This window comes from Micromonospora noduli (genome assembly GCF_003264365.1).
In the GTDB taxonomy this organism is placed as follows: Bacteria; Actinomycetota; Actinomycetes; order Mycobacteriales; family Micromonosporaceae; genus Micromonospora; species Micromonospora noduli.
Map to the genome: position 1 here is coordinate 1 of NZ_PYAK01000045.1, position 24438 is coordinate 24438.

Annotated in this window: 23 protein-coding genes; 14 read left to right on the plus strand and 9 right to left on the minus strand. The window is 71.7% G+C overall.

What is annotated here, in order from left to right; translation table 11 throughout:
• The first annotated feature begins 2 nt into the window (after positions 1-2).
• The 3 genes from GUI43_RS25285 to GUI43_RS25295 all read left to right on the plus strand — a co-directional run bounded on the left by GUI43_RS25285 (position 3) and on the right by GUI43_RS25295 (position 2145).
• Positions 3-464 carry a hypothetical protein gene (locus tag GUI43_RS25285; protein ID WP_112699951.1) on the plus strand — a complete coding sequence of 154 codons (462 nt, stop codon included), beginning with the start codon at positions 3-5 and terminating at the stop codon, positions 462-464.
• A 332-nt stretch (positions 465-796) separates the two neighbouring features.
• A complete protein-coding gene (locus GUI43_RS25290; RefSeq protein ID WP_146765954.1) occupies positions 797-1447 on the plus strand; it encodes a hypothetical protein in 651 nt (216 codons plus the stop codon).
• 359 nt (positions 1448-1806) lie between these two features.
• Positions 1807-2145 carry a DUF6244 family protein gene (locus GUI43_RS25295; protein WP_244220449.1) on the plus strand — a complete coding sequence of 113 codons (339 nt, stop codon included), beginning with the start codon at positions 1807-1809 and terminating at the stop codon, positions 2143-2145.
• 58 nt (positions 2146-2203) lie between these two features.
• Here the strand turns inward: GUI43_RS25295 and GUI43_RS25300 are convergent, their stop codons facing one another.
• From GUI43_RS25300 to GUI43_RS25315, 4 genes are all read right to left on the minus strand, one after another.
• On the minus strand, positions 2204-2614 hold the full coding sequence (locus GUI43_RS25300; protein ID WP_112699953.1) for a hypothetical protein: 411 nt from the start codon (positions 2612-2614) through the stop codon (positions 2204-2206).
• Between the two features lie 69 nt (positions 2615-2683).
• Positions 2684-3127, minus strand: coding sequence for a nitroreductase family deazaflavin-dependent oxidoreductase (locus tag GUI43_RS25305; RefSeq protein WP_112582703.1), 444 nt, complete (start codon positions 3125-3127; stop codon positions 2684-2686).
• Positions 3128-3196: 69 nt separating this feature from the next.
• On the minus strand, positions 3197-4183 hold the full coding sequence (locus GUI43_RS25310; RefSeq protein ID WP_112699954.1) for an SEC-C domain-containing protein: 987 nt from the start codon (positions 4181-4183) through the stop codon (positions 3197-3199).
• A gap of 105 nt (positions 4184-4288) precedes the next feature.
• Positions 4289-5755: an MFS transporter gene (locus GUI43_RS25315; RefSeq protein ID WP_112582701.1), complete on the minus strand. Its 1467-nt coding sequence runs from the start codon at positions 5753-5755 to the stop codon at positions 4289-4291.
• A gap of 224 nt (positions 5756-5979) precedes the next feature.
• Between GUI43_RS25315 and GUI43_RS25320 the strand changes: the two genes are divergently transcribed.
• Positions 5980-6561, plus strand: a complete 582-nt coding sequence (locus GUI43_RS25320) for a TetR/AcrR family transcriptional regulator (protein WP_181518568.1) — start codon at positions 5980-5982, stop codon at positions 6559-6561.
• Positions 6562-6603: 42 nt separating this feature from the next.
• On the opposite strand, the gene GUI43_RS25325 is transcribed toward GUI43_RS25320, so the two are convergent.
• Both GUI43_RS25325 and GUI43_RS34710 read right to left on the minus strand, forming a co-directional pair.
• Positions 6604-7407 carry a pentapeptide repeat-containing protein gene (locus tag GUI43_RS25325; RefSeq protein ID WP_112699955.1) on the minus strand — a complete coding sequence of 268 codons (804 nt, stop codon included), beginning with the start codon at positions 7405-7407 and terminating at the stop codon, positions 6604-6606.
• Complete coding sequence (locus tag GUI43_RS34710) at positions 7299-7961, minus strand: hypothetical protein (protein ID WP_146765955.1); 663 nt, start codon at positions 7959-7961, stop codon at positions 7299-7301. Before GUI43_RS34710 ends, GUI43_RS25325 begins: the two co-directional genes overlap by 109 nt.
• 204 nt (positions 7962-8165) lie before the next feature.
• Between GUI43_RS34710 and GUI43_RS25335 the strand changes: the two genes are divergently transcribed.
• From GUI43_RS25335 to GUI43_RS25345, 3 genes are all read left to right on the plus strand, one after another.
• Positions 8166-8960 carry an esterase/lipase family protein gene (locus GUI43_RS25335; protein WP_112699957.1) on the plus strand — a complete coding sequence of 265 codons (795 nt, stop codon included), beginning with the start codon at positions 8166-8168 and terminating at the stop codon, positions 8958-8960.
• 174 nt (positions 8961-9134) lie between these two features.
• Positions 9135-11336, plus strand: coding sequence for a M48 family metalloprotease (locus GUI43_RS25340; RefSeq protein ID WP_112699958.1), 2202 nt, complete (start codon positions 9135-9137; stop codon positions 11334-11336).
• Between the two features lie 14 nt (positions 11337-11350).
• A complete protein-coding gene (locus GUI43_RS25345) occupies positions 11351-11743 on the plus strand; it encodes an effector-associated constant component EACC1 (RefSeq protein WP_112582696.1) in 393 nt (130 codons plus the stop codon).
• Between the two features lie 67 nt (positions 11744-11810).
• On the opposite strand, the gene GUI43_RS25350 is transcribed toward GUI43_RS25345, so the two are convergent.
• Positions 11811-12683, minus strand: a complete 873-nt coding sequence (locus GUI43_RS25350; RefSeq protein ID WP_112582695.1) for an aldo/keto reductase — start codon at positions 12681-12683, stop codon at positions 11811-11813.
• Positions 12684-12925: 242 nt separating this feature from the next.
• On the opposite strand from GUI43_RS25350, the gene GUI43_RS25355 reads away from it, so the two are divergent.
• From GUI43_RS25355 to GUI43_RS25370, 4 genes are all read left to right on the plus strand, one after another.
• On the plus strand, positions 12926-13288 hold the full coding sequence (locus GUI43_RS25355; protein WP_091407872.1) for a YciI family protein: 363 nt from the start codon (positions 12926-12928) through the stop codon (positions 13286-13288).
• Between the two features lie 132 nt (positions 13289-13420).
• Positions 13421-14803, plus strand: coding sequence for an FAD-binding oxidoreductase (locus GUI43_RS25360; protein WP_167457646.1), 1383 nt, complete (start codon positions 13421-13423; stop codon positions 14801-14803).
• Between the two features lie 234 nt (positions 14804-15037).
• Positions 15038-16486: a pyruvate kinase gene (gene pyk, locus GUI43_RS25365; protein WP_112582693.1), complete on the plus strand. Its 1449-nt coding sequence runs from the start codon at positions 15038-15040 to the stop codon at positions 16484-16486.
• Positions 16483-17367: an acyl-CoA thioesterase gene (locus GUI43_RS25370; protein WP_112582692.1), complete on the plus strand. Its 885-nt coding sequence runs from the start codon at positions 16483-16485 to the stop codon at positions 17365-17367. Before pyk ends, GUI43_RS25370 begins: the two co-directional genes overlap by 4 nt.
• 69 nt (positions 17368-17436) lie before the next feature.
• Here GUI43_RS25370 and GUI43_RS25375 read toward each other — a convergent pair whose 3' ends face one another.
• Positions 17437-18105, minus strand: a complete 669-nt coding sequence (locus tag GUI43_RS25375; protein ID WP_112582691.1) for a YceI family protein — start codon at positions 18103-18105, stop codon at positions 17437-17439.
• 292 nt (positions 18106-18397) lie between these two features.
• Here GUI43_RS25375 and GUI43_RS25380 point away from each other — a divergent pair, with 292 nt between their 5' ends.
• Both GUI43_RS25380 and GUI43_RS25385 read left to right on the plus strand, forming a co-directional pair.
• Positions 18398-18862, plus strand: coding sequence for an RrF2 family transcriptional regulator (locus tag GUI43_RS25380; RefSeq protein WP_091407884.1), 465 nt, complete (start codon positions 18398-18400; stop codon positions 18860-18862).
• Positions 18863-18960: 98 nt separating this feature from the next.
• Entirely contained in the window at positions 18961-19941 is a 981-nt protein-coding gene (locus GUI43_RS25385) for a sulfite exporter TauE/SafE family protein (protein ID WP_112699960.1), read from the plus strand.
• 440 nt (positions 19942-20381) lie between these two features.
• On the opposite strand, the gene GUI43_RS25395 is transcribed toward GUI43_RS25385, so the two are convergent.
• The gene (locus GUI43_RS25395) at positions 20382-21806 is read right to left on the minus strand and encodes a pyridoxal-dependent decarboxylase (RefSeq protein ID WP_112699962.1); all 1425 of its coding nucleotides are present in this window, start codon (positions 21804-21806) and stop codon (positions 20382-20384) included.
• A 284-nt stretch (positions 21807-22090) separates the two neighbouring features.
• Here GUI43_RS25395 and GUI43_RS25400 point away from each other — a divergent pair, with 284 nt between their 5' ends.
• Positions 22091-24352: a rhamnogalacturonan lyase family protein gene (locus GUI43_RS25400; protein WP_112699963.1), complete on the plus strand. Its 2262-nt coding sequence runs from the start codon at positions 22091-22093 to the stop codon at positions 24350-24352.
• The last annotated feature ends 86 nt before the right edge of the window (positions 24353-24438 follow it).

Here is a 24438-nt window from a genome sequence, read left to right on the forward strand (position 1 = left end):
CGGTGAGCCCGGCGGGCGGCGGGGTGCCCGCGCAGCGCGCGGCGTCGGCCGACCCGGCGGTGGAGTTGGAGCTGGCCCGGCGGATGGCCGACGAGGCCGACCGGCACGGGCAGCAGGCGGAGTTGCTGGCCCAGCGGCCGGCGCTGCTGCCGACGTGGTCACCGCTGGCGCGGGCGGTCGCCGTCTACGCCGGGTGCGGCGCGGCGGCCGGCGTGCTCGTGCTGATCCTGGTGCTCGCCTCCGGGGTGGGTCTGGTCGACGGGTTCACCCTCGGCGCGTGGATCTGCGCGGGGTTGCCGGCGGTGGCGTTCTTCGGCGGCTACCTGGTGCTGGGCCGGTGGGGGCGGCCGGCCATGGTCGCCGGTACCCCGCCGCGGTACCTGCCGCTCGGGTTCCTGATCTGTTTCCTGGTGGTGCCGATGGCCTACTGCGCGTACCTGCTGATGGTCCGCGGCCTGCGCTGATGACTGACCTGGCGTCCGGTCTGCGATTCGCCGCACAGCCGACTGACTCGCGGTCGGTCTTCCCGGCTACTTCGCGCTCCGGCGTGGTCCCCGTCGCCCGACATCCCGGCTTGCCGGCCGGTCCGTCCACTGTGCTCCGCGGTTCTCGTAGCGTCACACCTCCCGGCCGTCCACCGTGCCCACTCGGGTGCCGTAGTCTCGCGCCCCGAGCGCAGTCGGTGCGCAATCCGCTTGCCGAGGGTCTGGATCATCACGCCTCGACGTCTCGCGAGCGGCAGGTCGAAAGGTTGGTCAGGGAATTGCAGGGACAGACGTCCACCCAGGTTGAGCCGATGCCGCCAAGCGACGGGCTTGCCGCTTCGCCGGGCATCGCCGATGCCGCCGTAGGAACGGCGACACCTGGCTCCGAACAGGAGCCGGGGCTGTCGGTCGTCGCCGCTTCGCAGCAGGCCGGCGCGGGCGCGGTGGTGGCGGGTTTCGGGCTGATCGCCGTCGGCGCGGTCGGCGGCTGGCTGATCTGGCGCAGCGGCGCCTCCGCGGCGAAGATCCAGCCTGAGGACACCACTGGCGTCTTCCTCACCCTGCTGATCTTCGCCGCAGCGGTCGAGCGGATCCTGGAACCGTTCTCGCGGTGGCTGCCGGGTCGCGCCGCTGAGGCCGCGTTGTCCCGAACGGTGACCGACGTGAACAGCCGGGTCGACGGCCCCACCGAGGCTGACCGCGAGGCGGTCGCCGTGGCCACCGCCAAGGTCGCACGGGCGAAGGCGAACCGCACCATCGTCGCGTGGGGCCTCGCCAGTGGGTTGGCCACCGTGGCGTCCAGCGCTGGCGGGTTCTACGTTCTGCACGCGGTCGCCGGCGCCGACTGGAATGGAGTGGCGGTCTGGGTCGACGCCGTCGTGACCGGTGTGATGGTCGGCAGCGGCACCAAGCCGTTGCACGACCTGATCACCCGAGCACAGAACGGCCCGCCGTCGCCGTAAGGCGCCGCGTGGCCCGTCTGTTCTGGCCCGCCGAGGGGCGTGATCCACTCGGTTTCATGGAAGTCGGGGTATCCGCGCCTGCGGGATACCCCGACTTCAGCTATCCCGTGTCGATCTTCCGCACTGTTGCGCTCACTGCCGGTCAGCGCTGAAACTCCGCCCGCCCCGAGCCTGTCGATCCCGCGTCGCTCTAGATCTTGGACAGTTTCCGTTACGAGCTAACGGAAACTGTCCAAGATTTCGGTCGCCACGCGGACTTGGTCGGGCTTCCAGTGGGCAGACTCCGTCGGAGCCGCTCGTGTGGGGCGACCAGTGCCCACGAGGTGACGCGGAAGCACCCGGCCGGTCGCGCGGGGTGCGTGGATCTCGTACGCTCCCATGTGGTCTCTGCCGGTGCGGTGGTGGAGGCGATGGTCGATCACGGGGAGGCGCGCGTGAGCGCAGCACAGATCATCGCGAGGTTGGCGGCGGCGTCGCAGAAGCTGGACGAGGCGAAGGCCAAGACCGCAGCGGCAGCACAGGACGCCGCCGAGGCACGGGCACTCGTCGCCGGCGCCCTGGAGGGTGTGGCCGGCGGTCCGCTGATCGGCATGATCGACTCGTACCGTCAGGCGCTCGCGCAGGCTTCTCAGGGTGGCGACCCCGCGAAACAGCATGTGCAGGAGACGATTGCCAAGGTTCGAGCGCTGGGAAACTGACCACGGGTGGTGGCAGTGCAACCCACCAACCAGCCGTGCGACTTGCGATTCCGCTCGCTCAGCGGGTGATGCGGAACGTCTGCTCGAAGTTTGGGTAGTCGCAGACGTCCTGGTTGCACAGCTCGAATCCGCCGCTGATCAGCGCGACACCCCTGTGCAGGACCAGCCCGCCGCCCTCCACCCACGCTCGCCCGGTCACGGCTTGCGGCTCGCCGGTGCAGCTGTTGAGAGGCGCCCAGCCGCCGGCGTAGGCGACCCGGTTGCCCGACCGCTGCCGGACGATCAACTCGGTGGCGCCGGACAGGCCGGCTGGGCAGGTCACGGTGAGGGTGATGTCCACGGCCACGCCTCGTGCGACAAGGGTCGCGGACGTGACTTCGACGCTGCTCGCCGCGCTCGCCGGCGTCGGCGCCAGCACGACGGAGAGTGACAGGCCGAGTAGTGCAATGGCGGTGATGATGCGGCGCACGACGGTCCTCCTTGCCGGAGTGGGGTGCTTACCTTCAGTCACCCTAGTCCTCCCCGGCGTTGAGGGATATCAATCACGCTCTATGACCACGACCGGGATCTCGCGGTCGGTCTCCTTCGCGTAGCGGCCGTACGTCGGGAAGACCTTCGTCATTACCGGCCACAGCCGGACGCGCTCCTCGCCGGTCGCGGTCCGGGCCCGACCCGTGATCCGCTCCGCGCCGACCTGGATCTCCACCGCAGGGTCCGCGCTGAGGTTCAGGTACCAGGCGGGGTGCTTGGCCGCGCCGCCGTTGGACGCCACCAGCAGATAGTTGTCGCCGTCGCGCCCGTACATCAGTGCCGTGCGGCGCAGCTTGCCCGATCGGCGTCCGCGGGTGGTGAGCAGCAGCGAGGGTACGCCGTGGAAGGTGCCTCCGTCCGCGCCGTCGGTGCGCACGTAGCGCCGGATGTGGCTGGCGACCCAGCCGACGGGGCTGTCCTCGACCGTCTCGTTCTGCTCGTGTGTGGTCACGCCATCGCCTTCATCGTCGAGTCGACCGGACGCATCGACCGTACGTCGGGGTCAGAGCGCCCGGAGCAATCAGCTGCGCGAGCGTGGCAGGCAGCACTTCTTGTACTTGACGCCGGACCCGCACCAGCAGGTGTCGTTGCGGCCGGGCGGCCAGGCTGTCACGCCCGACTCGTCGAGGCTGTCGGCGTACTGGTCGAGGGTTTCCTCGCTGGTGGGGTCGCTGTCGGTGCGTTCGGCGAAGGCCGCCAGGTCGGCGACCGTGCCGACGACCACGCCCAGGTCGGCGCCGCCCATGCCGGAGGCGTCGACGAGGGCGCGTTCGATCTGGGCGCGGTGCTCGTCCCAGGTGGCCGGGTAGCTGTCGACCAGAGCGGGCCAGCGCAGCAGCAGTGCGGTGAACTCCGCCTGCGGCCAGAACAGCAGTGTCGCCGGGCCGTCGTCGAGGGCGTCGAGCGCGTGGGTGCTCGCGGCGCGCAGCCGATCGGCGAGGTTGTCGTACTCGTCGTGGGGTAGGCCCTGCTCTTCGCGCAGGTCGTGCCGCCGCTGGGCCAGGCCGTAGATCATGGCCGCGGCCTCGTCCTGGGCGTCCTCGGATTCGTGCTGCTGGGTGCGGGTCCGTTCCAGGATGGCGTCCAGTGCCCCGGTGAGCCATTCCAGCGCCGTGTCGGCGTGGCCGGCCTCGGCCAGCTCGTCGATCAGGTACGTGGCCGCGGGATCGGTCTCCAACAGGGGACGCAGGGCGGTCAGTTCGGCCATGCCCTCGTCCGAGCGGTCGAGGCGCAGCAGTAGACCGCCGCGCACCGCTCGGGCGTACGCGTTGTCGTCCGGCTGCTCGGCGATGGCGCGGGTGGCCAGGGCGAGCGCGTCGGCCAGGTCACCGGCCTGTTCCAGGATGTCCGCGGCGACCAGCAGGGCGTACCCGGTGTCGTCGGGGTCCGCGACGCGCCCCTCGTCGACGGCGTTCACCAGTTCCGCGACGAACGCGGCCGGGTTCGGGCTAGCGGAACCCAGGGCGCCGATCTCTTCGATGCGGTCGGCGGTCAGCAACTCGGACATGGGCGCATCCTGAAAGACGACTGTCGGTGGGTGGGGGAGCGGCCAGCGTACTCCTGGACATGCAGCAGCCCGGGCGGCGAACCGCCCGGGCTGCGACACGTTCCCTCAGCGGGTCGCCGGCATGGTGGCGAACTCGCCGGCTAGCTCCGACTCGACGATCGTCGCGGCGGACGGCCGGCGACCGGCCGACGCCCGCCGGGCGGACGGGACGGCGAGGGCCGCGAGCGCGGCGGCAAGGGCGATCGCCGTGAGGACGAGAAACCCCATCGTGAAGCCGGCCTCCCGGGGCAGACCGTTGGCCTGCGGGTGGGCGGTGATCACGCCACTGACCACGGCCGCGCCGATCGCGCCGCCGATGGTGCGGATGTTGGCGTTCATGCCGGTCGCGACGCCGGTCTGGCTGGCGGGCACGCTGGCGACGATCAGGTTGGCCATCGACGCGAAGGCCAGGCCGATGCCGAGGCCGACCAGGCCACCGGCGATGGCGACCTCCCAGCGGGTGTCGTGCGCGGTGGCGAGCATCGCGGACGCGGCCACGTTGAACGCGGCACCGGTGGCGAGCTGCGCCTTGGCGCTGAAGACGGCCTGGAGTCGCCCGGCGATGAGGCCGGCGACGAACATCGCGACGAGCATCGGCAGCATGAGCAGACCGGCCTGGCTGATGCTGGCGCCGAAGCCGTAGCCGGCGATGGTCGGGGTCTGCACGAACTGGGGAAGGAACGCGTACACGGAGAACATCGACGCGCCGTAGAGCAGGGCGACGAGGTTGGTGGTCCAGACGCCGGGCAGTCGCATCATCCGCATGTCGATAAGCGGGTTGCTCGAGCGCACCTCGGCGACCAGCCAGCCGGCCAGCAGCACCACGGCGAGCGCCAGCAGGCCGAGCACCCGGGTGGAGGTCCAGCCCCAGGTGGCGCCCTGGCTGATCGGCAGCAGCAGCGCGACCAGCCAGCCGGAGAGCAGCACTGTGGCGCGCCAGTCGATGCGACCGGGGGTACGGACCGGCGACTCGGGCACGAACAGGTGCGCGGCCACGGCGGTCAGCCCGACCACGACCATCGGGATCCAGAACAGCCAGCGGTAGTCCAGCGTGCTGACGATCGGGCCGGCCAGCACGATGCCCAGGCCACCGCCGACGGCGACGATCGCCGAGATGGCGGCCACCGCGGTGGAGACCCGCGCGGCTGGGAACTCGTCGCGGATGATGCCGAACGAGAGGGGGAAGACCGCTCCGCCGATGCCCTGCACGACCCGGGCGAGGATGAGGATGCCGATGTTCGGCGCGATGGCGGCGAGCAGGCAGCCGAGGGCCAGTGCGGCGAGCGAGACGACGAGCATCCGCTCCTTGCCGACCATGTCGCCGACGCGTCCGAGGATCGGCGTGAAGATCGACGCGCTGAGCAGGTAGGCGGTCAGGACCCAGGTCACGGTGTTCTGGGAGGTGTGCAGGTCCTGCTGGATGGTCGGCAGCACCGGGGTGATCAGCGACTGGAGCATCGCGAAGAACCCGGCGCCGGCCGCGAGCACGGTGAAGGTGAGCCGACGCGAGCTGCGTCGGGAAGTCACTGCCACGAGAGAAAACTCCCTGATTACGTACGGGAATGAAGGCTTTGTCGCCCGTCCGTCCGGGACGGGGTGGTCTGTCGGGGTCCGGGCGATCGGGGTGGCCAGGCGGCGATCGGGCGGGTCCCGAGGTACAGTAACCGGAGGCAGGCCTCCGGGATTCCGGAGGGGTGCCTCCACTAAGCTAGCGGAGGGTTGCCTCCGGATGCAACCAGGGTGAGGTGACGCACGTCATGACCAGCGCGGGGCAGGCGCCCGAGGTCTTCGCCCAGCGGCCCAAGCGGGCCGACGCGCGGCGTAACTACGACGCCCTGATCGCGGCGGCACGCGATGCGTTCGCCGAGAACGGCGCCGCCGCCTCCCTGGAGGACGTGGCCCGTCGGGCCGGCGTGGGCATCGGCACGCTCTACCGCAACTTCCCGACCCGCCAGCACCTGTTCGAGGCCGTCTACGTCGAGGAGGTCCGGGCGCTGTGCCACACCGCCGAGGGCCTCGCCGAGCTGCCGCCCTGGGACGCGCTCGTCGCCTGGCTGCACCGCTTCGTCGCGTACGTCGCCACCAAGCGGGCGCTCGCCGAGCAGCTGCTGCACGACTCCGAGATCTTCACCAGCTGCCGGGCGGAGATCTTCTCCGCCGGTGAGCCGCTGATGCGTCGCGCACAGGCCGCCGGTGTGGTCCGTGACGACATCGGCTTCGACGACGTGGTGCGGCTGATCAGTGGCCTCACCATGGCCCAGTTCCCGTCACCCGAGCAGCGTGACCGGGTGCTCGGCGTGGCCCTGGACGGCCTGCGCCCGCCAGCCACGCCGCGCTGACGGCCCAGCCGGCCGCGCCACGCTGACGACCGTCCCGGCCGGTCAGCGGTCGACCAGCAGCAGCCACTCGTCGTCGAGGCGATCCACGGTCGTGCCCGCCGGCCAGCGGTGGCCGGGATCGGCCACCGCCCGGGCCTGCTCGACCTGCGGCGGCCGGCTGAACTGTGTGTCGCGGAAGCTGGCCATGCTGTGGAACCGGGCCCGGCCGAAGTTCGCGGCGTCGAGAAAGCGGGCCCGGTCGAACAACGCCTCCGCGCCGAACACCGTCCAGCGGAACAGCGCCATGTTCGTGAAACGGACCGAGTGGAAGTTGGCCGACCTGCCGAACTCGGTGTGCTCCATCGACAGGGCGCCGTCGAAGACGGCCTCCCGGAACGTGGCGGCGTCCTCGAAGCGGGTGGCGTCGAAGCTGGTCGGCTGACCGAAGGTCACCCGGCGAAACGAGGTCGGGCCGGCGAAGCTGGCTCGCCGGCAGGCCAGGCCGCCGGGAAGGGCGCCACCATCGAAGCTGGCCCCACCGCCGACGCGAACGTCGTCGAGGATGACCTCGCCGTCGGCCGCGAGCCCTTCGAAGACCACGTCGCCGAAGGTCGCCGCGTCGAGCAGGAGCCGCCCCCGCGCCGTCGCGCCCGCGAAGGTGGTCGTACCGGTGAACACCGCCTCGGTGAAGTTCGCGTCGACGAGCGTGCAGCCGGCGGCGTCGAAGTCGACAAGCGTGGCGCCGGCCAGGTCGAGCCTCAGCTCCGGCCAGTGCGCAGCGTCGTCCGCGCGCAGGTGCCGGGTGAGCACGCGCTGCGCGCTGCGCCGGACCTCCGTCTCGCGCGGCTCGCCGTCGGGCGCCGGCATCCGCAGGTACGCGCAGAGCACCGCCGCGATCGTCGGGCGCTGCCCGGGTTGGCCTGACCGAGGCGCTCCAGCGCGTGCAGGCCGCCGAGGCGCACCGCCGCGCTGTCGTTGCCGAGCAGCTCGACCGCCCGGGTGTAGAGCTCGGTCAGTCGACGCTCCGCCGCGTCGTGCTCGGCGGCCCCGGACTGCCGGTCCTGGTGGCGCTGCGCGGCCTCGGCCACCGCCTCGGCGTGCGCCTGCACCCGGTCCCGGTGCACCTGGTCCCGTGCGGCGACGTTCTCCTGGTGCCGTTGCGCCCGTTCGGCGATCCACTGGCGGCGGGCGGCGAGCAGCAGCGCGAGCCCTCCGCCGGTGCCCGCGACGACGGTCAGGCCGGTGCGGATCGCGTCGATGCGCAGCGTGGCGCGGGTGTCCGGTTGGCTGGCCCGGTCGGCCTCGGTGAGCAGCAGGTCCAGCACCAGCCAGCCCAGGGCGATGGCGACCAGCAGGCCGACGAGGACCAGCCACCACGGCATCACCCGCAGCTCGCGCTCGCTGGGTTCGTCGACAGCCACGGCCACAGCATGCCAGGCAGGGTCGGTGTCCGATATGGAGCGTGACGGTATGACCGTTTACGCCTCCGTCGGAACAACGGGTTACCGGCGCGTAACAAGTCATTGACGTTTCTGAATTGTTGCGGGGATGATCGTCACACGGTCGACCGGACACCCCCACCCACCTGCCCGGTTCGCCGGGCGCCTCCCCCCGGAGGTGCAGCGATGCTGCTCCGAAAGACCGCCCTCGTCCTGGCCCTCGCCACCGCCGCGCTGCTCGCGTCCACCGCCACGGCGACCGCCGCCCCCGCCGAGCCGGCCCCGGCCACCGCCGCTCCCACGACACCCTTCGCCGCCGCGGCGGCCAACCCCGTCATTGTTGTCGGCGGGCTCAGCGGCGTCGCCGTCGCGTACGAGCCGATCGCCGCCCGCCTGCGCGCCGACGGCTACCGCACCTTCATCTACCAGCTGCCCGGGCTGGGCCTCGGTGACATCCCCACCTCGGCCCGCGCGTTCGCCAGCTACGTCAACCAGGTCCGCGCCAGCACCGGCGCGGCGAGCGTGGACGTCGTCGCCCACTCCGAAGGCGGCCTGGTCAGCCGGTACTACCTCAAGCGGCTCGGCGGCACCGCCACCGTCGGTCGCTACGTCAGCCTGGGCACACCGCAGTACGGCACGTACGTCGCCAACATCGTGGCGTTCCTGGGTCTGGGCAGCTGCGCCGGCGTGGTGGCCTGCCAACAGATGAGCATCGGCTCGGCGTTCCTCGCCGACCTCAACGCCGGCGACGACACCCCGGGCGCGGTGCGCTACACCACCATCCGCAGTTTGCAGGACGAGTTGGTCCGGCCGACCGGGAACGCCGCCGTCAACGACGGTGCGACGAACGTGCTGATCCAGGCGTACTGCCCGCTGCGGGTGGTGGGGCACCTCGGTCTGGTGCTCGACGGCACGGCGTACACCATCGTGCGCGGCGCCCTGGTCGACGGCCCGGTGCGACCCAACTGCCTCGCGCTCTGATCCGGTCCGGTGCGGTGGTCCCGGACGGGGCGGCCGCACCGGATCCGCGACGGTGAGTGTCGGGTGCGCGACGTTCGTGGGAAGGGGGGTTTCAGGCATCAGGGGTCCTCGATAGCCTGCTGCGGCTGTCCATTCCCGACAGTGGACGCCATCCTCCGAGAGGGAGCAGCGCTCATGACCGAGCCGCCCACCGTGCCGCCGGAGACCACCCCGCCGACCGTGCCGCAGCTCGACGTCCGGGCCGCCCAACCGCTGTCGGCCCACACCCCGCCGCCCACCGGCGGGTTCGCCGACCGCCCACCGGGCTACCCCAGCGCGCTGGTCTGGCTGCGGGCCGGAATCCTGCGGGACTGGCGCGGCGTGGTCGGCGCGTTCCTCGCCACCTGGTTCTACCTGCCGATCGCGCTGCTCGTCGCGTTCTGGGGCGGTCTCGCGTTCGGCGTCGCCGGGCTCTTCGCCATCGGGGCCGGCGCCAACGACCAGGTGCCCCAGGTGCTGCGCGACGCCCCGCTGATCGGCTCGCTGATCGAGGCCTTCCTGACCCGTTCCGGCGGGGTGCTCGGCGGCGTGGCCGGCTTCGCGATCGGCTTCCTGGTCGGCTTCCTCGTCGTGCTGGCGCTGCCCTGGCTGGGCGTCGCCGACGAGCCCTTCGCGCTGCTCACCGGCCTGATCGGCACTGTCGTCGCGGCGGCGCTGATCGGCGTCATCTACACGCTCTACCGGGTGCTGCTCGAACCCCGCCTGCTGGTCGTCTCGGGCGCCCGCCAGCCCAGCCGCCGCGAGGACGCGCGGCTGCGCCCCATCCTCGATGACTGCGCCCGACGGCTCGGCCTGCCCAGCGTGCCCCGGCTGCTCATGGAGGACGACCCGGTCCTGAGCAACGCCCGCACGTACGCCCGACACGTGGTGGTCACCACCGCCGTGCTGACCGAACCGGACGACGAGGTCGCCGCGCTGCTCAGCCACGAGCTGGTGCACTGGCGGACCGGGGACGAGATCACCAGCGCCTTCGTCCGCGGTGTCGGCCTGCCGCTGACCCTCGCGCACGCCCTGCCGACCTGGCTGATGCGGACGTTCCCGCACCCGGGCACCAACTTCGTGGTCTTCGTGTTCTTCTGGCCGGTGCTGCTCACCATGCGGTACGTGGTGCTGCCACTGCACGCCCGTGACGTGCGGGCGGCCGAGTACCGGGCCGACCTCGGCGCCGTGCTCACCGGGCACGTCGACGGACTGCGGCGCATCCTGGAACGGCGGCTGTCCTTCGAGACCGGCCGCAGCGGCTGGGACGAGGCGGTCTGCGCCACCCACCCGCCGCACGAGCTGCGGCTCGACGCGTTGGAGCGGGCGTCGCTGGCCGGTGCGCCCGGGGCGGCCCAGCCCGTCACCGCCGATGGGCTGTTCAACCCCGCCGGCCCGGTCGGCACCCGCCGCACCTGGCTGCTGGTCGGCGCCCTCACACTGGTCGCCTGCCTCGGCACCAGCGGGCTCGGCGTGGTGCAGTGGGCGTTCTTCCGCCCCCAGGCGGCGATCGACGGCTACTTCGCCGCGCTCGCCGACCGGGACAGCGACGCCGCGCTCGGTTACCTGACCGACCAGGGCAGCGGGGCCGACACCAAGCTGCTCGCGCAACTGCTGCGCGGCAAGGGCTACCAACCACCGACCGACGTCAAGATCAGCTCGTTGGAGCGCGACGGCGACAGCGCCACCGCCACTGTGGCGTACCGGCTGGGTGACGCGCGGGAGACCACCACCCTCACCCTGCGCCGCGAGGACGAGACCACCGCCGGGCTGTTCCACGGCTGGCGGTTGAGCGGCGGGCCGACCCAGCTCAACGCCGCGATCGCCGACCCCGGAGTACGGCTCAACGGGGTGGAGCTGCCGGTCGCCACCGAGGGCCCGCCAGTGGTGCTGCTGCCCGGCGGTTACAGCGCGACCGGCCCGTCCAGCGCGCTCAGCGAGACGCCGACCGCGACCGTGCTGGTGGGCCCGGGGGAGACCGCAGCCGTCCTGCAACTGGCGCCGGTGCTCAAGCCGGCGGCGATCGAGGCCGTCGAGGCCCGGGTACGCGCCTGGTTGGACGAGTGCGCCAAGCAGACCGTCGCCGCCCCGCCGGGCTGCCCGTTCCGCTACTACGGCGGCTCCATCCAGAAGATCACCTGGAAGATCCTCGAATACCCGAAGCTCGCCGTCGAACTCACCGGCCCGGCCAGCGCCCAGGTTTCCACCCCGACCGAGACCCAGGGCAGGGTGGAGGCGAGTGGCACGACCACCTACTTCGGCGGCAGCTCACCGTTCAAGGACGACAATGCGTTCACCGTCGCGGGCGTCGCCACCGCCGACGGGGACAACGTGACCTTCCGACCCGCCGCCGACTGACCGGGAGACAGACCGTGACCGACAGCGACACCGCAGCCCGGCTGCCCGTCCGGCTGACCATCAACCCCCGGCAGCGGCAGCCTCCGTCGGTCGACCTGCTGACCTGGATCCACCGCCGCCCCGAGTACCGGCCGGGAGTCCGCCCGGCCGGCGGCGGCGGTGGCCGGCCGGGTTTCAGCGACGCGGTGATCATCGCGGTGCTGGCCCAGGGGCTGCTTCCGGGGCTGTTCAACCTGTTGCAGTCCTGGGTCGACCAGCAGCGCACCGAGGCCAGCATCCGGATCCAGACCGGGGACACCGAAGTGGAGTTGCAGGTGAGCGGACGGACCGACTCCGCTCGCCTGCTGGCCCAGGCGACCGAGGCGCTACGCGCCGCCCGAGAGCCCGGCCCGGACGCCGTCGACTGACCCGACGGCGCCCGGGAACCCGGTTTCGGACGCCGCCGGCTGAGCCGACGGCGTCCGGAGCGGTGGGTCAGCTCGCCTTGGCGAGCGCCTCGAACTCGTCGTCGGTGAGCCGCACGTCGGCCGCGCCCACGTTCTCCTCCAGGTGCGCCACCGAGGACGTGCCGGGGATCGGCAGCATCACCGGCGAGCGGCGCAGCAGCCAGGCCAACGCGAGCTGCGCGGGGGACGCGCCGTGCGCGGTGGAGATGGCGTCCAGCGGCCCGCCCGGGCGGGCCAGCTCACCTGTCGCGATCGGGTACCACGGGATGAACGCGAGGTCGTTGCGCTCGCAGTACTCCAGCACGTCCTCGGCGCTGCGGTTGGCGAGGTTGTACAGGTTCTGCACCGACGCGATCGTGGTGATCGCCCGGGACTCCTCGATCTGCGCGACGCTCACCTCGGACAGCCCGATGTGCTGGATCTTGCCTTCCTCCCGCAGCAGGGCCAGCTCACCGAGCTGATCGGCGAGCGGCACCTTCGGGTCGATCCGGTGCAGCTGGTACAGCGGGATGCTGTCCAGGCCGAGGTGGCGCAGGCTCAGCTCGCACTGCTGGCGCAGGTACTCCGGGCGGCCCAGCGCACGCCAGTCGCCGGGGCCGGAGCGGCTCAGCCCGGCCTTGGTCGCGATCACCAGGTCATCGGCGTACGGGTGCAGCGCCTCCCGGATCAGCAACTCCGAGACGAACGGCCCGTACGAGTCGGCGGTGTCGATGAACGTCACGCCCAGCTCGACCGCACGGCGCAGCACACGAACCGCTTCGGCCGGGTCCTTCGGGTCACCCCAGACACCCGGGCCGGTGATCTGCATGGCCCCGTAGCCGAGCCGGTTGACTGTGACATCGCCACCGATCCGGTACGTGCCGGACGCCTTCGCGGGCTGCTCACTGATATTTGTTGCCATTGCCCGATCCCCAATCGTCTCGTCGTGGCGGGCGTGGACAGCGCGGGCGTGAAGAGCCCACCCACCACCGAAGGATCATCCCCCGGAACCCCGCCGCCATGCCGCCGGTCGGCCGAGTGTGGGCGCGGACACGCCGGCAGCGCGCCGAGCCGAGTTGCCGGGAAGCGCCCGGTACGACCGGGGTGTCCGTGCGACGCTGGCCGGAGCCGGTGCGTTCCGGCGCGACGGCGGAGGGAGCACCCATGGGAGTGCCGCAGGTCAACTTCGCGCTCGACACGTACGAGTGCATCGTGATCTATCCCGGCGCGGCCGGGCGGGCCCTGCCCGCGGAGACCGTGCAACGGTTGCAGGCCGAGCACGCCGAACACATGCAGGCGTTGCAGCGACGCGGCATCGTCCTGGTCGCCGGCTCAGTGGACGGGCCGGCGCGCGAGCCGGACCCGCCGATCGGCTTCGGGCTGGCCCGTACCGGCAGCGTCGACGATGTCCGCAGCGTGCTGGAGGCTGACCCGGCGGTGCAGGCCGGGCTCTACCGGGTGGAGGTGCTGACCTTCCTCTGCCCGGCCGGTTCCCTGGAGTTCCCACTGGTCAAGGCGGGCAGCTGAGCCGCCAGCCCATCGGTGGCTGTCGTGATGATGACGGCGCTCGCCCGCCTGCCGGTGCTACGGTCGCGCCCTGCGCGGGCCGCCGCCGGGGCGTACCCGGTGTCGTGGGTCGGCCCCGGTCGAGGAGTCGCCATGATCTCCGCCGCCACCCCCGATGTCGCATCGGCCGCCGCCCGACTGCGTGCCCTGCTCGGCGACCGGCTGCACGAGCCGGGCGATCCCGGTTACGCCGCCACCACCCGGCTCTGGAACGGCGCGGTGGCGTGCACGCCCGCGCTGGTCGCCGAGTGCCAGGACTCCGACGAGGTGGCCGAGGCGGTCCGCATCGCCACCCGGTGCCACCTGCCCCTCTCGGTCCGCTCTGGAGGGCACGACTGGGCCGGCCGGGCGCTGCGTGACGGCGCTCTGGCGCTCGATCTGACCGGGCTGCGCTCCGTTCGCGTCGACAAGGACGCGGCCACGGTGACCATCGGCGGCGGCGCGACGGCGGCCGAGCTGCTCGCCGCCGCCCGCCCGTACGACCTGGTGGTCCCCACCGGCGTGGTCGGCGCCGTGGGGATGGCCGGGCTCACCCTCGCCGGCGGGTACGGCCCGCTGTGCGGCCGGTTCGGTCTGGCCCTGGACAGCCTGCTCGGCGCGGAGGTGGTTCTCGCCGACGGCCGCCGGGTCACCGCCGACCCCCGGCACGACGCCGAGCTGTACTGGGCGTTGCGCGGCGGCGGCGGGAACCTCGGCATCGTCACCGAGCTGCGCTTCCGCGCGCACCGGCTGCCCGGTGTGCTGGCCGGCATGATCATGTTCGCGCTCTCCGAGGCGCCGGCCGTGCTGCGCGGCTACGGCGCGCTGGTCGCCGAGGCTCCGGACGAGCTGACCGTGATGGCCGGCTTCCTGCCCGGCCCGGCCGGCGAGCCGGTGATCTTCGTGTGCCCGTTCTACAGCGGCCCCGACCTGAACGCCGGGGCGCCGTGGATGGACCGGCTGCGCGCGTTGGGCACCCCACTGGTCGACCAGATCGGCCCGATGCCGTACGCGGACGCGCTGAGGATGTTCGACGGTGGGATGGTCGACGGCAACCACTACCTGCTGCGGACCCGGTGGTTGCCCGCGCTCACCGACATCGCGGTGGACACGCTCGTCGACGCGGCCCGGCAGGTCACCTCTCCGTTCTCCGCGCTGGCCGTGCACCACTTCCACGGCGCGGCAACCCGGGTCCGACCCGGCGACACGGCGTTCGGGCTGCGCACCGATCACCTGATGGCCGAGATCATCGCGGTGTGGGCTCCCGGCGACCAGGCCGGTCCGCACCGCGAGTGGGCCGAGCGGACCTCTGCGGCGCTCGCCCCGCACGCCCTGCCCGGTGGCTACCCCAACCTGCTCGCCCCCGAGGAGACCGACCGGGTCCGGCTCGCCTACGGCGCGAACTGGGCGCGGCTGCGCCGGGCCAAGCGCCGCTACGACCCCCGCGACCTGCTGCACGCGGTGCCCACCCTGCCGCCCCCGGAGCACCCGGAATGAGCCGCTGCCTGCCGCTCTCGGGGCACCCGGAGTGAGCCGCCGCCGGGAGCACCCCGACAGCGCACGCCGACAGAGGCGTACGATTCCCGGCGCGCGGTCGCTGATGCCCGTCGCCACAACGTTCCCGGTGCGGTTCCGCCCGCCGGCCCGACGCGCACCGCGCGTCGTTGGACACCTGTTCCGCTGCCTGCAAGGGGTCGGCCCCGAGTCCGACCTGAAGGAGAGACTAGCCTGATGGGCGTGACACGCCGCGCGAAGATCGTCTGCACTCTTGGTCCCGCCACCTCGTCCCCGGAGCGCATCCGGGGTCTCGTCGAGGCCGGCATGAACGTGGCGAGGCTCAACTTCAGCCACGGCAGCCACGCCGACCACGAGGCGGTCTACCGACTGGTCCGGGAGGCGTCGGAGGCAACAGGTAAGCCGGTCGCCGTCCTCGCCGACCTGCAAGGCCCCAAGATCCGGCTCGGTCGGTTCGCCGACGGCCCTCACGAGTGGCGCACCGGTGACTCCGTCGTGATCACCGGCGACGACGTCATCGGCACCAAGGAGCGGGTCTCCTGCACCTACCGCAAGCTGCCGCAGGAGGTGAAGCCCGGTGACCGGCTGCTGATCGACGACGGTCGGGTCGCCGTCGAGGTCACCGACGTCACCGGCAACGACATCCGCTGCCTCGTCACCGAGGGCGGCCCGGTCTCCAACAACAAGGGCGTGTCGCTGCCCAACGTGGCGGTCAGCGTGCCCGCCATGTCGGACAAGGACGCCGAGGACCTGCGCTTCTCCCTGGGGCTCGGCGTCGACCTGGTGGCGCTCTCCTTCGTCCGCTCGGCCGAGGACATCAAGCTCGTGCACGGGATCATGGCCGAGGAGGGCGTGTTCCGGCCGGTGCTCGCCAAGGTCGAGAAGCCGGAGGCGGTGGAGCACCTGGAGGCCATCGTGCTGGCCTTCGACGGCGTCATGGTCGCCCGCGGTGACCTCGGTGTCGAGATGCCGCTGGACGAGGTCCCGCTGGTGCAGAAGCGCGCCGTGCAGCTGTGCCGGGAGAACGCCAAGCCCGTCATCGTGGCCACCCAGATGCTCGACTCCATGATCGAGAACTCCCGTCCCACCCGGGCGGAGGCCTCCGACGTCGCCAACGCGGTGCTCGACGGCGCGGACGCGGTGATGCTCTCCGGCGAGACCAGCGTCGGCAAGTATCCGGTGCTCACCGTGAGCACCATGGCCAAGATCGTGACGACCACCGAGGCCGGTTCCATCGGGGTGCCGCGGTTGCAGCACGACCCGCGTACCCACGGTGGCGCTCTCACCGTCGCCGCCTCGTCGATCGCCCGGGCCATCAACGCCAAGGCGCTCGTCGCGTTCTCGCAGACCGGTGACACCGTGCGACGGCTGTCCCGCCTGCACTGTGACCTGCCGCTGCTGGCCTTCACGCCGGTCCCCGAGGTGCGTGACCAGCTCGCCCTCACCTGGGGCGTGGAGACCTTCCTGATGCCGTTCGTGCAGCACACCGACGACATGTTCCGCCAGGTCGACCAGGCGCTGCTCGGCCTCGACCGGGCCAACCCCGGTGACTACGTGGTGATCGTGGCGGGTAGCCCGCCCGGCACCCCCGGCTCGACCAACACGCTGCGCGTACACCAGCTCGGCTCGCTGGTCGACGCCGCGTCGGCGCGGGCCCTGCAGTGAGCGACGGTCGGGTCGCGGTCGGCCAGGCGGCGGTGGACCAGCTGCTGGAAGTGCTGGACCTCGACCCGACCGGGGAGATGACCTTCCGGGGGATGAGCCCCCCGGTCGGCCCACAACGGGTGTACGGCGGCCAGGTCGCCGGTCAGGCCCTGGTCGCCGCCGGCCGCACCGTCGACCCGGAGCGGTTCGTGCACTCGCTGCACGGCTACTTCGTCCGCCCCGGCGACCCGGTCGAACCGATCGCCTACGAGGTGGAGAACATCCGCGACGGCCGGTCCTTCTCGGTCCGCCGCGCGGTCGCCCTCCAGCACGGCAAGCCGATCTTCTTCATGTCGGCGTCGTTCCAGCGGGCCGAGGAGGGCCTGGACCACCAGGCCCCGGCCCCGCTGGACGTACCCCCGCCGCAGGACGTGCCGACGATGACCGACCGGCTCTCCCGATACCCGGAGCGGCTGGGCATCTGGGGTCAGATCCCACGACCGATCGACGTGCGCTACGTGGGCGAGCCCGGCTGGGTCCGCCCCGGCGACCGGCCCGCCGACCCGCACCAGCGTGTCTGGATGCGTATCGACGGCAAACTGCCCGACGACCCCCTGCTGCACGCCTGCGCGCTCACCTACGCCTCGGACCTCACCCTGCTGGACTCGGTGCTCTCCGCACACGGCGAGGTGTGGGGGCCGGGCGGGTTGGTCGGCGCGAGCCTGGACCACGCGCTGTGGTTCCACCGGCCGTTCCGGGCCGACGAGTGGTTCCTCTACGACTGCCTGAGCCCGTCGGCGTCCGGCGCGCGCGGGCTGGCCACCGGCCGGATGTTCACCACGGACGGCCAGCAGATCGCCAGCGCCGTCCAGGAAGGTCTGCTGCGCCGCGTCGGCGCCTGACGCTCTGGCTCATTCCTACCGAGCAGTCGTCGCTCGTCCCCGCCAGGCAGCTGGCGGGGATGACGTGGTTCAGGCCTGGTAGATGGCTTCGCCGGCGATCTCGATCTGCACCGTCTTGCCGACCAGCACCCCGCCGCTCTCCAGGACGACATTCCAGAGCAGGCCGTAGTCCTCACGGTTCATCTCGGCCGTCGCGCTGAATCCGAAGATGTTCTGCCCGTACGGATCCTGACGAGCACCACCAAAATTCACCTCCAGGTCGACGGCCCGGGTGATCCCCTTCACGGTCAACTCACCGGTGAGGACGAATCGTCCGGGAATACCGTCGGACTGCGGCGGAACAATGTGACTTCGGCCTCGCCCGCCCAACCGATGGTTGCGCAGCCGCGCCCACTGGAATATGGGGTCCTCGTTGCCCTGCCATTTAATACCGGTGCTTCGATATTCGAGAGTGGGAAAACGCTCCACATCGAGGAAATCGGCACTCTTCAGATGCGTGTCCCGGTCGACACTCCCGGTGGTGATGCTGGCCGACATGATGGTGGCCGTCACCGAGGAGAGCAGCGGGTCCTCCGCCACGAAGATCTCCGCAGTGGCCTCGGCGAACTCACCACGCACCGGGCTCACCATCATGTGCCGGGACAGGAAACCGATCCGCTTGTGCGCCTGATCGAGAAGATAGGTGCCAGCCACCGGGATGGTCATGCCGTCCCAGGTGCGGGTGGCGATATCGGTCATCGTGTTGCCTTCCCCCCGAGCACACCCGGGTGTTTATCAATATGTTGCTGGCGGCCGCGGTAAACGGCCAGACATTCGTACTCACGCCCAGCATAGGGACGCTCCGGAACGGCATTTCGGCCGCCACCGTGCCGTGGATCATGACGTACTTCACCGGTCCGTACCGGCGGTCGTTCATCGGTCTCGCCCGGCGGCCCGGACGGGTGCCAGCGGGGCTGCTTCCCATCGACGCGTGGCCGATCGGCCGAGGGTCGCCCGCCCGCCCGGTGGACCAGCGACTAACCTTGCCGACATGCGCCTCTCCGCCCGGGTCGACTATGCCCTCCGCGCGGCCGCCGAGCTTGCCGCGACGGCCAGCGGCCCCGGGCGCGGCCGGCCGGTGACGGCCGACCAGATCGCCCGCGCCCAGGAGATCCCGCCGAAGTTCCTGGAGAGCATCCTTCTCCAGTTGCGCCGGGGCGGCATCGTGCACGCCCAGCGTGGCCCGGAGGGCGGCTACTGGCTGGCCCGCCCCGCCGAGGAGATCTCCCTCGCCGAGGTCATCCGGGTGATCGACGGGCCTCTCGCCCACGTACGCGGGCAGCGCCCCGAGCAGCTCGGTTACCACGGCCCGGCGCACGCCCTCCAGGAGGTCTGGATCGCGCTACGGGCAAGCGAGCGCGAGATCCTGGAACTGGTCAGCGTCGCCGACGTGGCCGCCGGCACCCTGCCCGCGCGGGTCACCGAGCTGGCCGCCGACCCGCGCGCCTGGATCTGAGCCGCGTCCCATCCACCGATCGGGGGCTTGACCCTGGCTGCCCCATCCCGCATTGTCGACCAAGTCGATAGGAGATGCCGAAAAGTCTGGGGGCGCTCGTGCGCAAGCTGTTGGTCCTCGCTCTGGTCGGGCTCGTCGCGCAACTGATCGATGGTTCGCTCGGCATGGCATACGGCTTGACCTCGTCCACTCTGCTGCTGGTCGCCGGAGTCGCCCCGGCCGCCGCCTCGGCCTCGGTGCACCTGGCCGAGATCGGCACCACGCTCGCTGCCGGCGTCGCGCACTGGCGGTTCGGCAACGTCGACTGGCGGGTGGTGACCCGCATCGCCCTACCCGGCGCTGTCGGCGCCTTCGTCGGCGCCACAGTGCTCAGCTCGATCTCCACCGAGTCCGCCGCACCGTGGATGGCCGGCATCCTCTTCACGCTCGGCGCGTACCTCCTGATCCGCTTCGCCCGACCACTGCGCACCGACCGGGTCGGCGGACAGCTCCGCGGTCGTTTCCTCGGCCCCCTGGGCCTGGTCGCCGGCTTCGTCGACGCGACCGGCGGCGGCGGTTGGGGCCCGGTGGCCACCCCCGCGCTGCTGGTCTCCGGTCGCATGGAACCGCGCAAGGTGATCGGCTCCGTGGACACCTCCGAGTTCGTTGTGGCCGGCGCCGCCAGCATCGGCTTCCTGATCGGGCTGGGCTCGGAGGGATTCCTGCTCCCCACCGTCGCCGCACTGCTCATCGGTGGGCTCATCGCCGCACCGCTGGCAGCCTGGCTGGTGCGAATCGTGCCCGCCCAACTGCTCGGCGCGGCAGTCGGCGGCGTGATCGTGCTGACCAACGCCCGCACCCTGATGCGCTCCGCCGAACTGGACGGTCCGGCCCGCCCCGCCCTGTACGCCCTGCTCGCCGCCGGCTGGCTGGCCGCCCTGGTGTTGGCCGTACGCGCCCTACGCCGGACCCGCCGCGCCCGCGCCGAGGCCGCCGAAGCCGCCACCGCCGCCGGTGTGCCCGCCGAGGCCTCCGACGCTGCATCCGTCGGCGAGGTCCCGGCCGATCTGGCCGCAACGGGTACGTCCGCCCCACGCTGAACCTGCGATGCGCCCGTCCACCCGCCGATGCCCGGTCACACGCCGCCATCTCCGAGGTTGAGCCCCCAAGATCGCGCAACATCCTGGATGTAGTGGCTTACCGGCTCGTCGTGGCCACTACAACCAGGATCGAGCGTGATCTTGACGGCGGGGTGGGCGCCCTGGACCCCACCCCGGTCGGGGCACGGTGTTCGTGGTCAAGATCCGCGCAACATCAGGGATGTTGCTGTCTCTCGCGCGTCGGAGGCAGCAACATCCGGGAAGTTGCGCAGATCTTGGCGTGGGGCGTGGGGCGTGGGGCGTGGGGCGTGGGGCGTGGGGCGTGGGGCGTGGGGCGTGGGGCGCGGGGCGCGGGGCGCGGGACGCGGGACGCGGGACGCGCGTGGGCGCGTGGGCGTGGGGGCGTGGGGTGTGGGGGAGCGGGGCGGGGCGGCGGTGGGTCAGGGGGTGAGCAGGGTGTTGGCTGCCTCGGAGAGCAAGGTCCAGGCTTCGTCGATGTGCGCTTCGGTGGTCTGGGGTGAACCGACCGCCAGCCGCAGCGTGTAGCGGCCGGCGACCCGGGTGTGCGTGAGGTGCACCCGTCCGGTGGCGTTCGTCGAGGCCAGCAATGCCGCGTTGGTGTCGTCGTCGGCGTGCAGTCGGAAGCAGACCAGTGAGAACGGGTGCGCCGCGGCCAACTCGAACCGCTCGTCGGTGCGGACCCGCTCGGCGAACCGTTCGGCCAGCGCCACCCCGGAGCGGATGTGCGCCCGCAGCCCTTCGGCGCCGTACCAGCGCAGCACGAACCACAGCTTGAGGGATCGGAACCGCCGGCCCAGCGGCACCTGCCAGTCCCGGTAGTCGATCACCGCGCCGGATTCGGAGGCCGCGTTGCGTAGGAACTCCGGCAGCACGGTCAGCGCCTCGATCAGTTCGGCCCGGTCGGCCACCCAGAACGCGTCACAGTCGAAGCCGGTGAGCAGCCACTTGTGCGGGTCGAAGCAGTAGGAGTCGGCGTAGTCCAGGCCGACGTGTGTCCACCGTAGTTCGGGGCAGACGGCGGCGGCGCCCGCGTACGCGGCGTCCACGTGCAGCCAGATTCCGTACTCGGCGCAGATGGCCCCGATCTCCGGCAGCGGGTCGACGGCGGTGGTGGAGGTGGTGCCGATGGTCGCTACCACGACGGCCGGCACGTCTCCGGCGGTCAGGTCGGCTTCGATGGCGGCCCGCAGCGCGCCCGGCAGCATCGCCTGGGTGTCCGGGTCCACCTCGATCGACCGGATCCCGTCGCCGCCCAGTCCGGCGATCCGTACCGCCTTCTCGATGGACGAGTGCCCGTGCATGGAGGTGTAGGCGCGGTAACGCCGGTCGATGCCGGTGTGCCGCCAGCGGCCGCCGCTGGCCCGGTGCAGTGCGGTCAGGGTGGCCACCAGCGTCGCCGAGGAGGCCGAGTCCTGGATGACCCCACCGCCGGGGCCGGTGGAGCGGAACCGCTGTGGCAGGTCCAGCAGGTGGGCCAGCCAGTCCATCATCACCGTCTCCAGCTCGGTGCAGGCCGGGCTGGAGGCCCAGAGCATGCCCTGGACGCCGAGCCCGGAGCTGACTAGGTCGCCGAGCACGCTCGGGCCGGAGGTGTTGCCGGGGAAGTAGCCGAAGAAGCCCGGGTGCTGCCAGTGGGTCAGCCCCGGTACGACGATCGAGTCCAGGTCGGCGAGGATCGCCTCGACCGGTTCGCCGCCGGTGGTGGGCGGCTCGCCGGGCAGGGCGGCGGCCACCGTACCCGGGGGGTCCGCCGGGGCGACCGGCCGTTGCTCCACTGTCTCCCAGTAGTCGGCGATCCAGTCGACGACGGCGTGGCCGGCGCGACGGAATTCGTCAGGGTCCATGTGGTGAGCGCTCACCTGGACGAGTTGATCAGGCATCGATCACCGAGGCAAGAGCGAGACGCCACCGAGGCAAGAGCGAAACGCGCAACCAAGCGATGCTCATCGATGTTGCGTGGCGGAAAGCGCTTGCCTTACGATGCGCGGTGAGTCGGATCCGTGAGTTCCAGGGCGTTTCACCCCGATCAGATCGCCGTCCGCCGCCGTCGCGGTGGGTTGGTCCACTGTGCTTCCCGGGCAGGGCCGGTGGGTCGTAGCGGTCATCACCGGATCCCCGGAGGCAGTGCATGCACCCGTCCAGACATCGGCTGACCCTGCTCGCCGCCACGACGGCGGCCACCGTCGTGGCCGGCACCCTCGGCACGGTCGTCGCCTCGGCCGCCGCCGTCGGCTGCCGGGTCGACTATCAGATCACCAACCAGTGGCAGGGCGGCTTCGGCGCCAACGTCACCGTCACCAACCTCGGCGACCCGCTCAATGGGTGGGCCGTCACCTGGTCGTACGCCGCGGGCCAGCAGGTCACCCAGGCGTGGAACGCCGCCGTCACCCAGTCCGGCGCCCAGGTGACCGCGCGCAACGTCGACCACAACACCGCCATCGCCACGAACGGCAGCGCCTCGTTCGGCTTCAACGGTTCGTGGACCGGTAGCAACCCGGTGCCGGGCAGCTTCGTGCTCAACGGCACCACCTGCACCGGAGCGCCACCCACCGACGAGCCGACCACCCCGCCACCGACCACCCCGCCACCGACCACCCCGCCACCGACCACCCCACCTCCGACCACGCCTCCGCCGTCGGCCGGGGTGGTGCAGATGGAGAAGCTGGACCGGGGGCTGGTCAGCGTTCGCTCCGGCAGCGGCAACCTGGTCTCCTGGCGGCTGCTCGGCACCGAGACCTCCGGCATGGCGTTCAACGTCTACCGGGGGTCCACCAAGGTCAACGCCAGCCCGATCACCGGCGCCACCAACTACCTCGACAGCGGCGCGACGGCCGGCTCGGCGTACACCGTGCGGGCCGTGGTGGGCGGCGCCGAGCAGGCGGCGTCACCACCGGCGTTGCAGTTCGGCGCGGGCTACCTGGACGTGCCGTTGCAGGTCCCGGCCGGGGGCAGCACCCCCAGCGGCGAGAGCTACTCGTACAGCGCCAGCGACGCCTCAGTCGGTGACCTCAACGGCGACGGCACCTACGAGATCGTGCTCAAGTGGGAACCGTCGAACGCCAAGGACAACTCGCAGTCCGGCTACACCGGCAACGTCTACGTCGACGCGTACACGCTCACCGGCACCCGGTTGTGGCGGGTCGACCTGGGCCGCAACATCCGGGCCGGCGCCCACTACACCCAGTTCCAGGTGTACGACTACGACGGCGACGGCCGCGCCGAGGTGGCCATGAAGACCGCCGACGGCACCCGCTCCGGCACCGGTCAGCTCATCGGTTCGTCGTCGGCGGACCACCGCAACTCCAGCGGTTACGTGCTCTCCGGCCCGGAGTACCTGACCATGTTCAACGGGCAGACCGGCGCGGTCGCCTCCACCGTCAACTACGACCCGCCGCGCGGCACAGTGTCGTCCTGGGGCGACTCGTACGGCAACCGGGTGGACCGGTTCCTCGCCGGCACCGCGTACCTGGACGGGCAGCGCCCCTCGCTGATCATGGCCCGGGGTTACTACACCCGCGCGGTGATCGCCGCCTGGGACTTCCGCAACGGCACGCTCACCAGGCGCTGGACGTTCGACTCGAACTCCTCCGGCAACGGCGCCGCTGCCGGTCAGGGCAACCACCAGCTCTCCGTGGCCGACGTCGACGCCGACGGTCGCCAGGAGATCGTGTACGGGGCCGCCACCATCGACGACAACGGCCGGCTGCTCCACTCGACGGGCAACGGCCACGGCGACGCCCTGCACGTGGGGGACCTGGACCCGGGCCGCGCCGGCCTGGAGGTGTTCAAGGTCGACGAGGACGCCAGCAAGCCCAGCTCCTACTTCGCCGACGCCCGTACCGGTCAGGTCCTCTGGTCCACGCCGGCGTCCGGCGACAACGGCCGGGGTGTCTCCGCGGACATCTGGGCGGGCAGCCCCGGCGCCGAGTCGTGGTCGTCAGCGGCCACCGGACTGGCCAACACGAGGGGGCAGAACGTGGGCCGCAAGCCGTCCTCGGCCAACTTCCTCGCCTGGTGGGACGGCGACCCGGTGCGGGAACTGCTCGACGGCACGAAGATCGACAAGTACGGCACCGGCGGCGAGACCCGGCTGCTCGACGGCAGCGGGGTGGCGTCCAACAACGGCACCAAGTCCACGCCGGCGCTCTCCGGCGACATCCTGGGCGACTGGCGCGAGGAGGTGATCTGGCGGACCACCGACAGCCGGGCGCTGCGCATCTACAGCACACCCACCCCGACCAGCACCCGGATCTACACCCTGATGCACGACCCGCAGTATCGGGTGGCGGTCGCGTGGCAGAACACCGCCTACAACCAACCGCCGCACCCGGGGTTCTTCATCGGCAACGGAATGGGCACCCCGCCCACGCCAGACATCCACCTACGTTGATGCAACCCCTGGCGGTCCCGAGCGGGGTCGCTTAGGGTGGCAGGCACCGGGCCGCAGCCGCGGAATCCGCTCAGCTCCGGCCCGGT

What these genes read in the sequence shown, in the direction of transcription:
- pyk (WP_112582693.1), top strand. Translation starts at nt 15,038, where the DNA reads ATGGGCGTGACACGCCGCGCGAAGATCGTCTGCACTCTTGGTCCCGCC.
- GUI43_RS25325 (WP_112699955.1), bottom strand. Translation starts at nt 7,407, where the DNA reads ATGCCGGCGCCCGACGGCGAGCCGCGCGAGACGGAGGTCCGGCGCAGC.
- GUI43_RS25335 (WP_112699957.1), top strand. Translation starts at nt 8,166, where the DNA reads ATGCTGCTCCGAAAGACCGCCCTCGTCCTGGCCCTCGCCACCGCCGCG.
- GUI43_RS25400 (WP_112699963.1), top strand. Translation starts at nt 22,091, where the DNA reads ATGCACCCGTCCAGACATCGGCTGACCCTGCTCGCCGCCACGACGGCG.
- GUI43_RS25350 (WP_112582695.1), bottom strand. Translation starts at nt 12,683, where the DNA reads ATGGCAACAAATATCAGTGAGCAGCCCGCGAAGGCGTCCGGCACGTAC.
- GUI43_RS25340 (WP_112699958.1), top strand. Translation starts at nt 9,135, where the DNA reads ATGACCGAGCCGCCCACCGTGCCGCCGGAGACCACCCCGCCGACCGTG.
- GUI43_RS25395 (WP_112699962.1), bottom strand. Translation starts at nt 21,806, where the DNA reads ATGGACCCTGACGAATTCCGTCGCGCCGGCCACGCCGTCGTCGACTGG.
- GUI43_RS25320 (WP_181518568.1), top strand. Translation starts at nt 5,980, where the DNA reads ATGACCAGCGCGGGGCAGGCGCCCGAGGTCTTCGCCCAGCGGCCCAAG.
- GUI43_RS25290 (WP_146765954.1), top strand. Translation starts at nt 797, where the DNA reads ATGCCGCCAAGCGACGGGCTTGCCGCTTCGCCGGGCATCGCCGATGCC.
- GUI43_RS25360 (WP_167457646.1), top strand. Translation starts at nt 13,421, where the DNA reads ATGATCTCCGCCGCCACCCCCGATGTCGCATCGGCCGCCGCCCGACTG.
- GUI43_RS25375 (WP_112582691.1), bottom strand. Translation starts at nt 18,105, where the DNA reads ATGACCGATATCGCCACCCGCACCTGGGACGGCATGACCATCCCGGTG.
- GUI43_RS25380 (WP_091407884.1), top strand. Translation starts at nt 18,398, where the DNA reads ATGCGCCTCTCCGCCCGGGTCGACTATGCCCTCCGCGCGGCCGCCGAG.
- GUI43_RS25310 (WP_112699954.1), bottom strand. Translation starts at nt 4,183, where the DNA reads ATGTCCGAGTTGCTGACCGCCGACCGCATCGAAGAGATCGGCGCCCTG.
- GUI43_RS25355 (WP_091407872.1), top strand. Translation starts at nt 12,926, where the DNA reads ATGGGAGTGCCGCAGGTCAACTTCGCGCTCGACACGTACGAGTGCATC.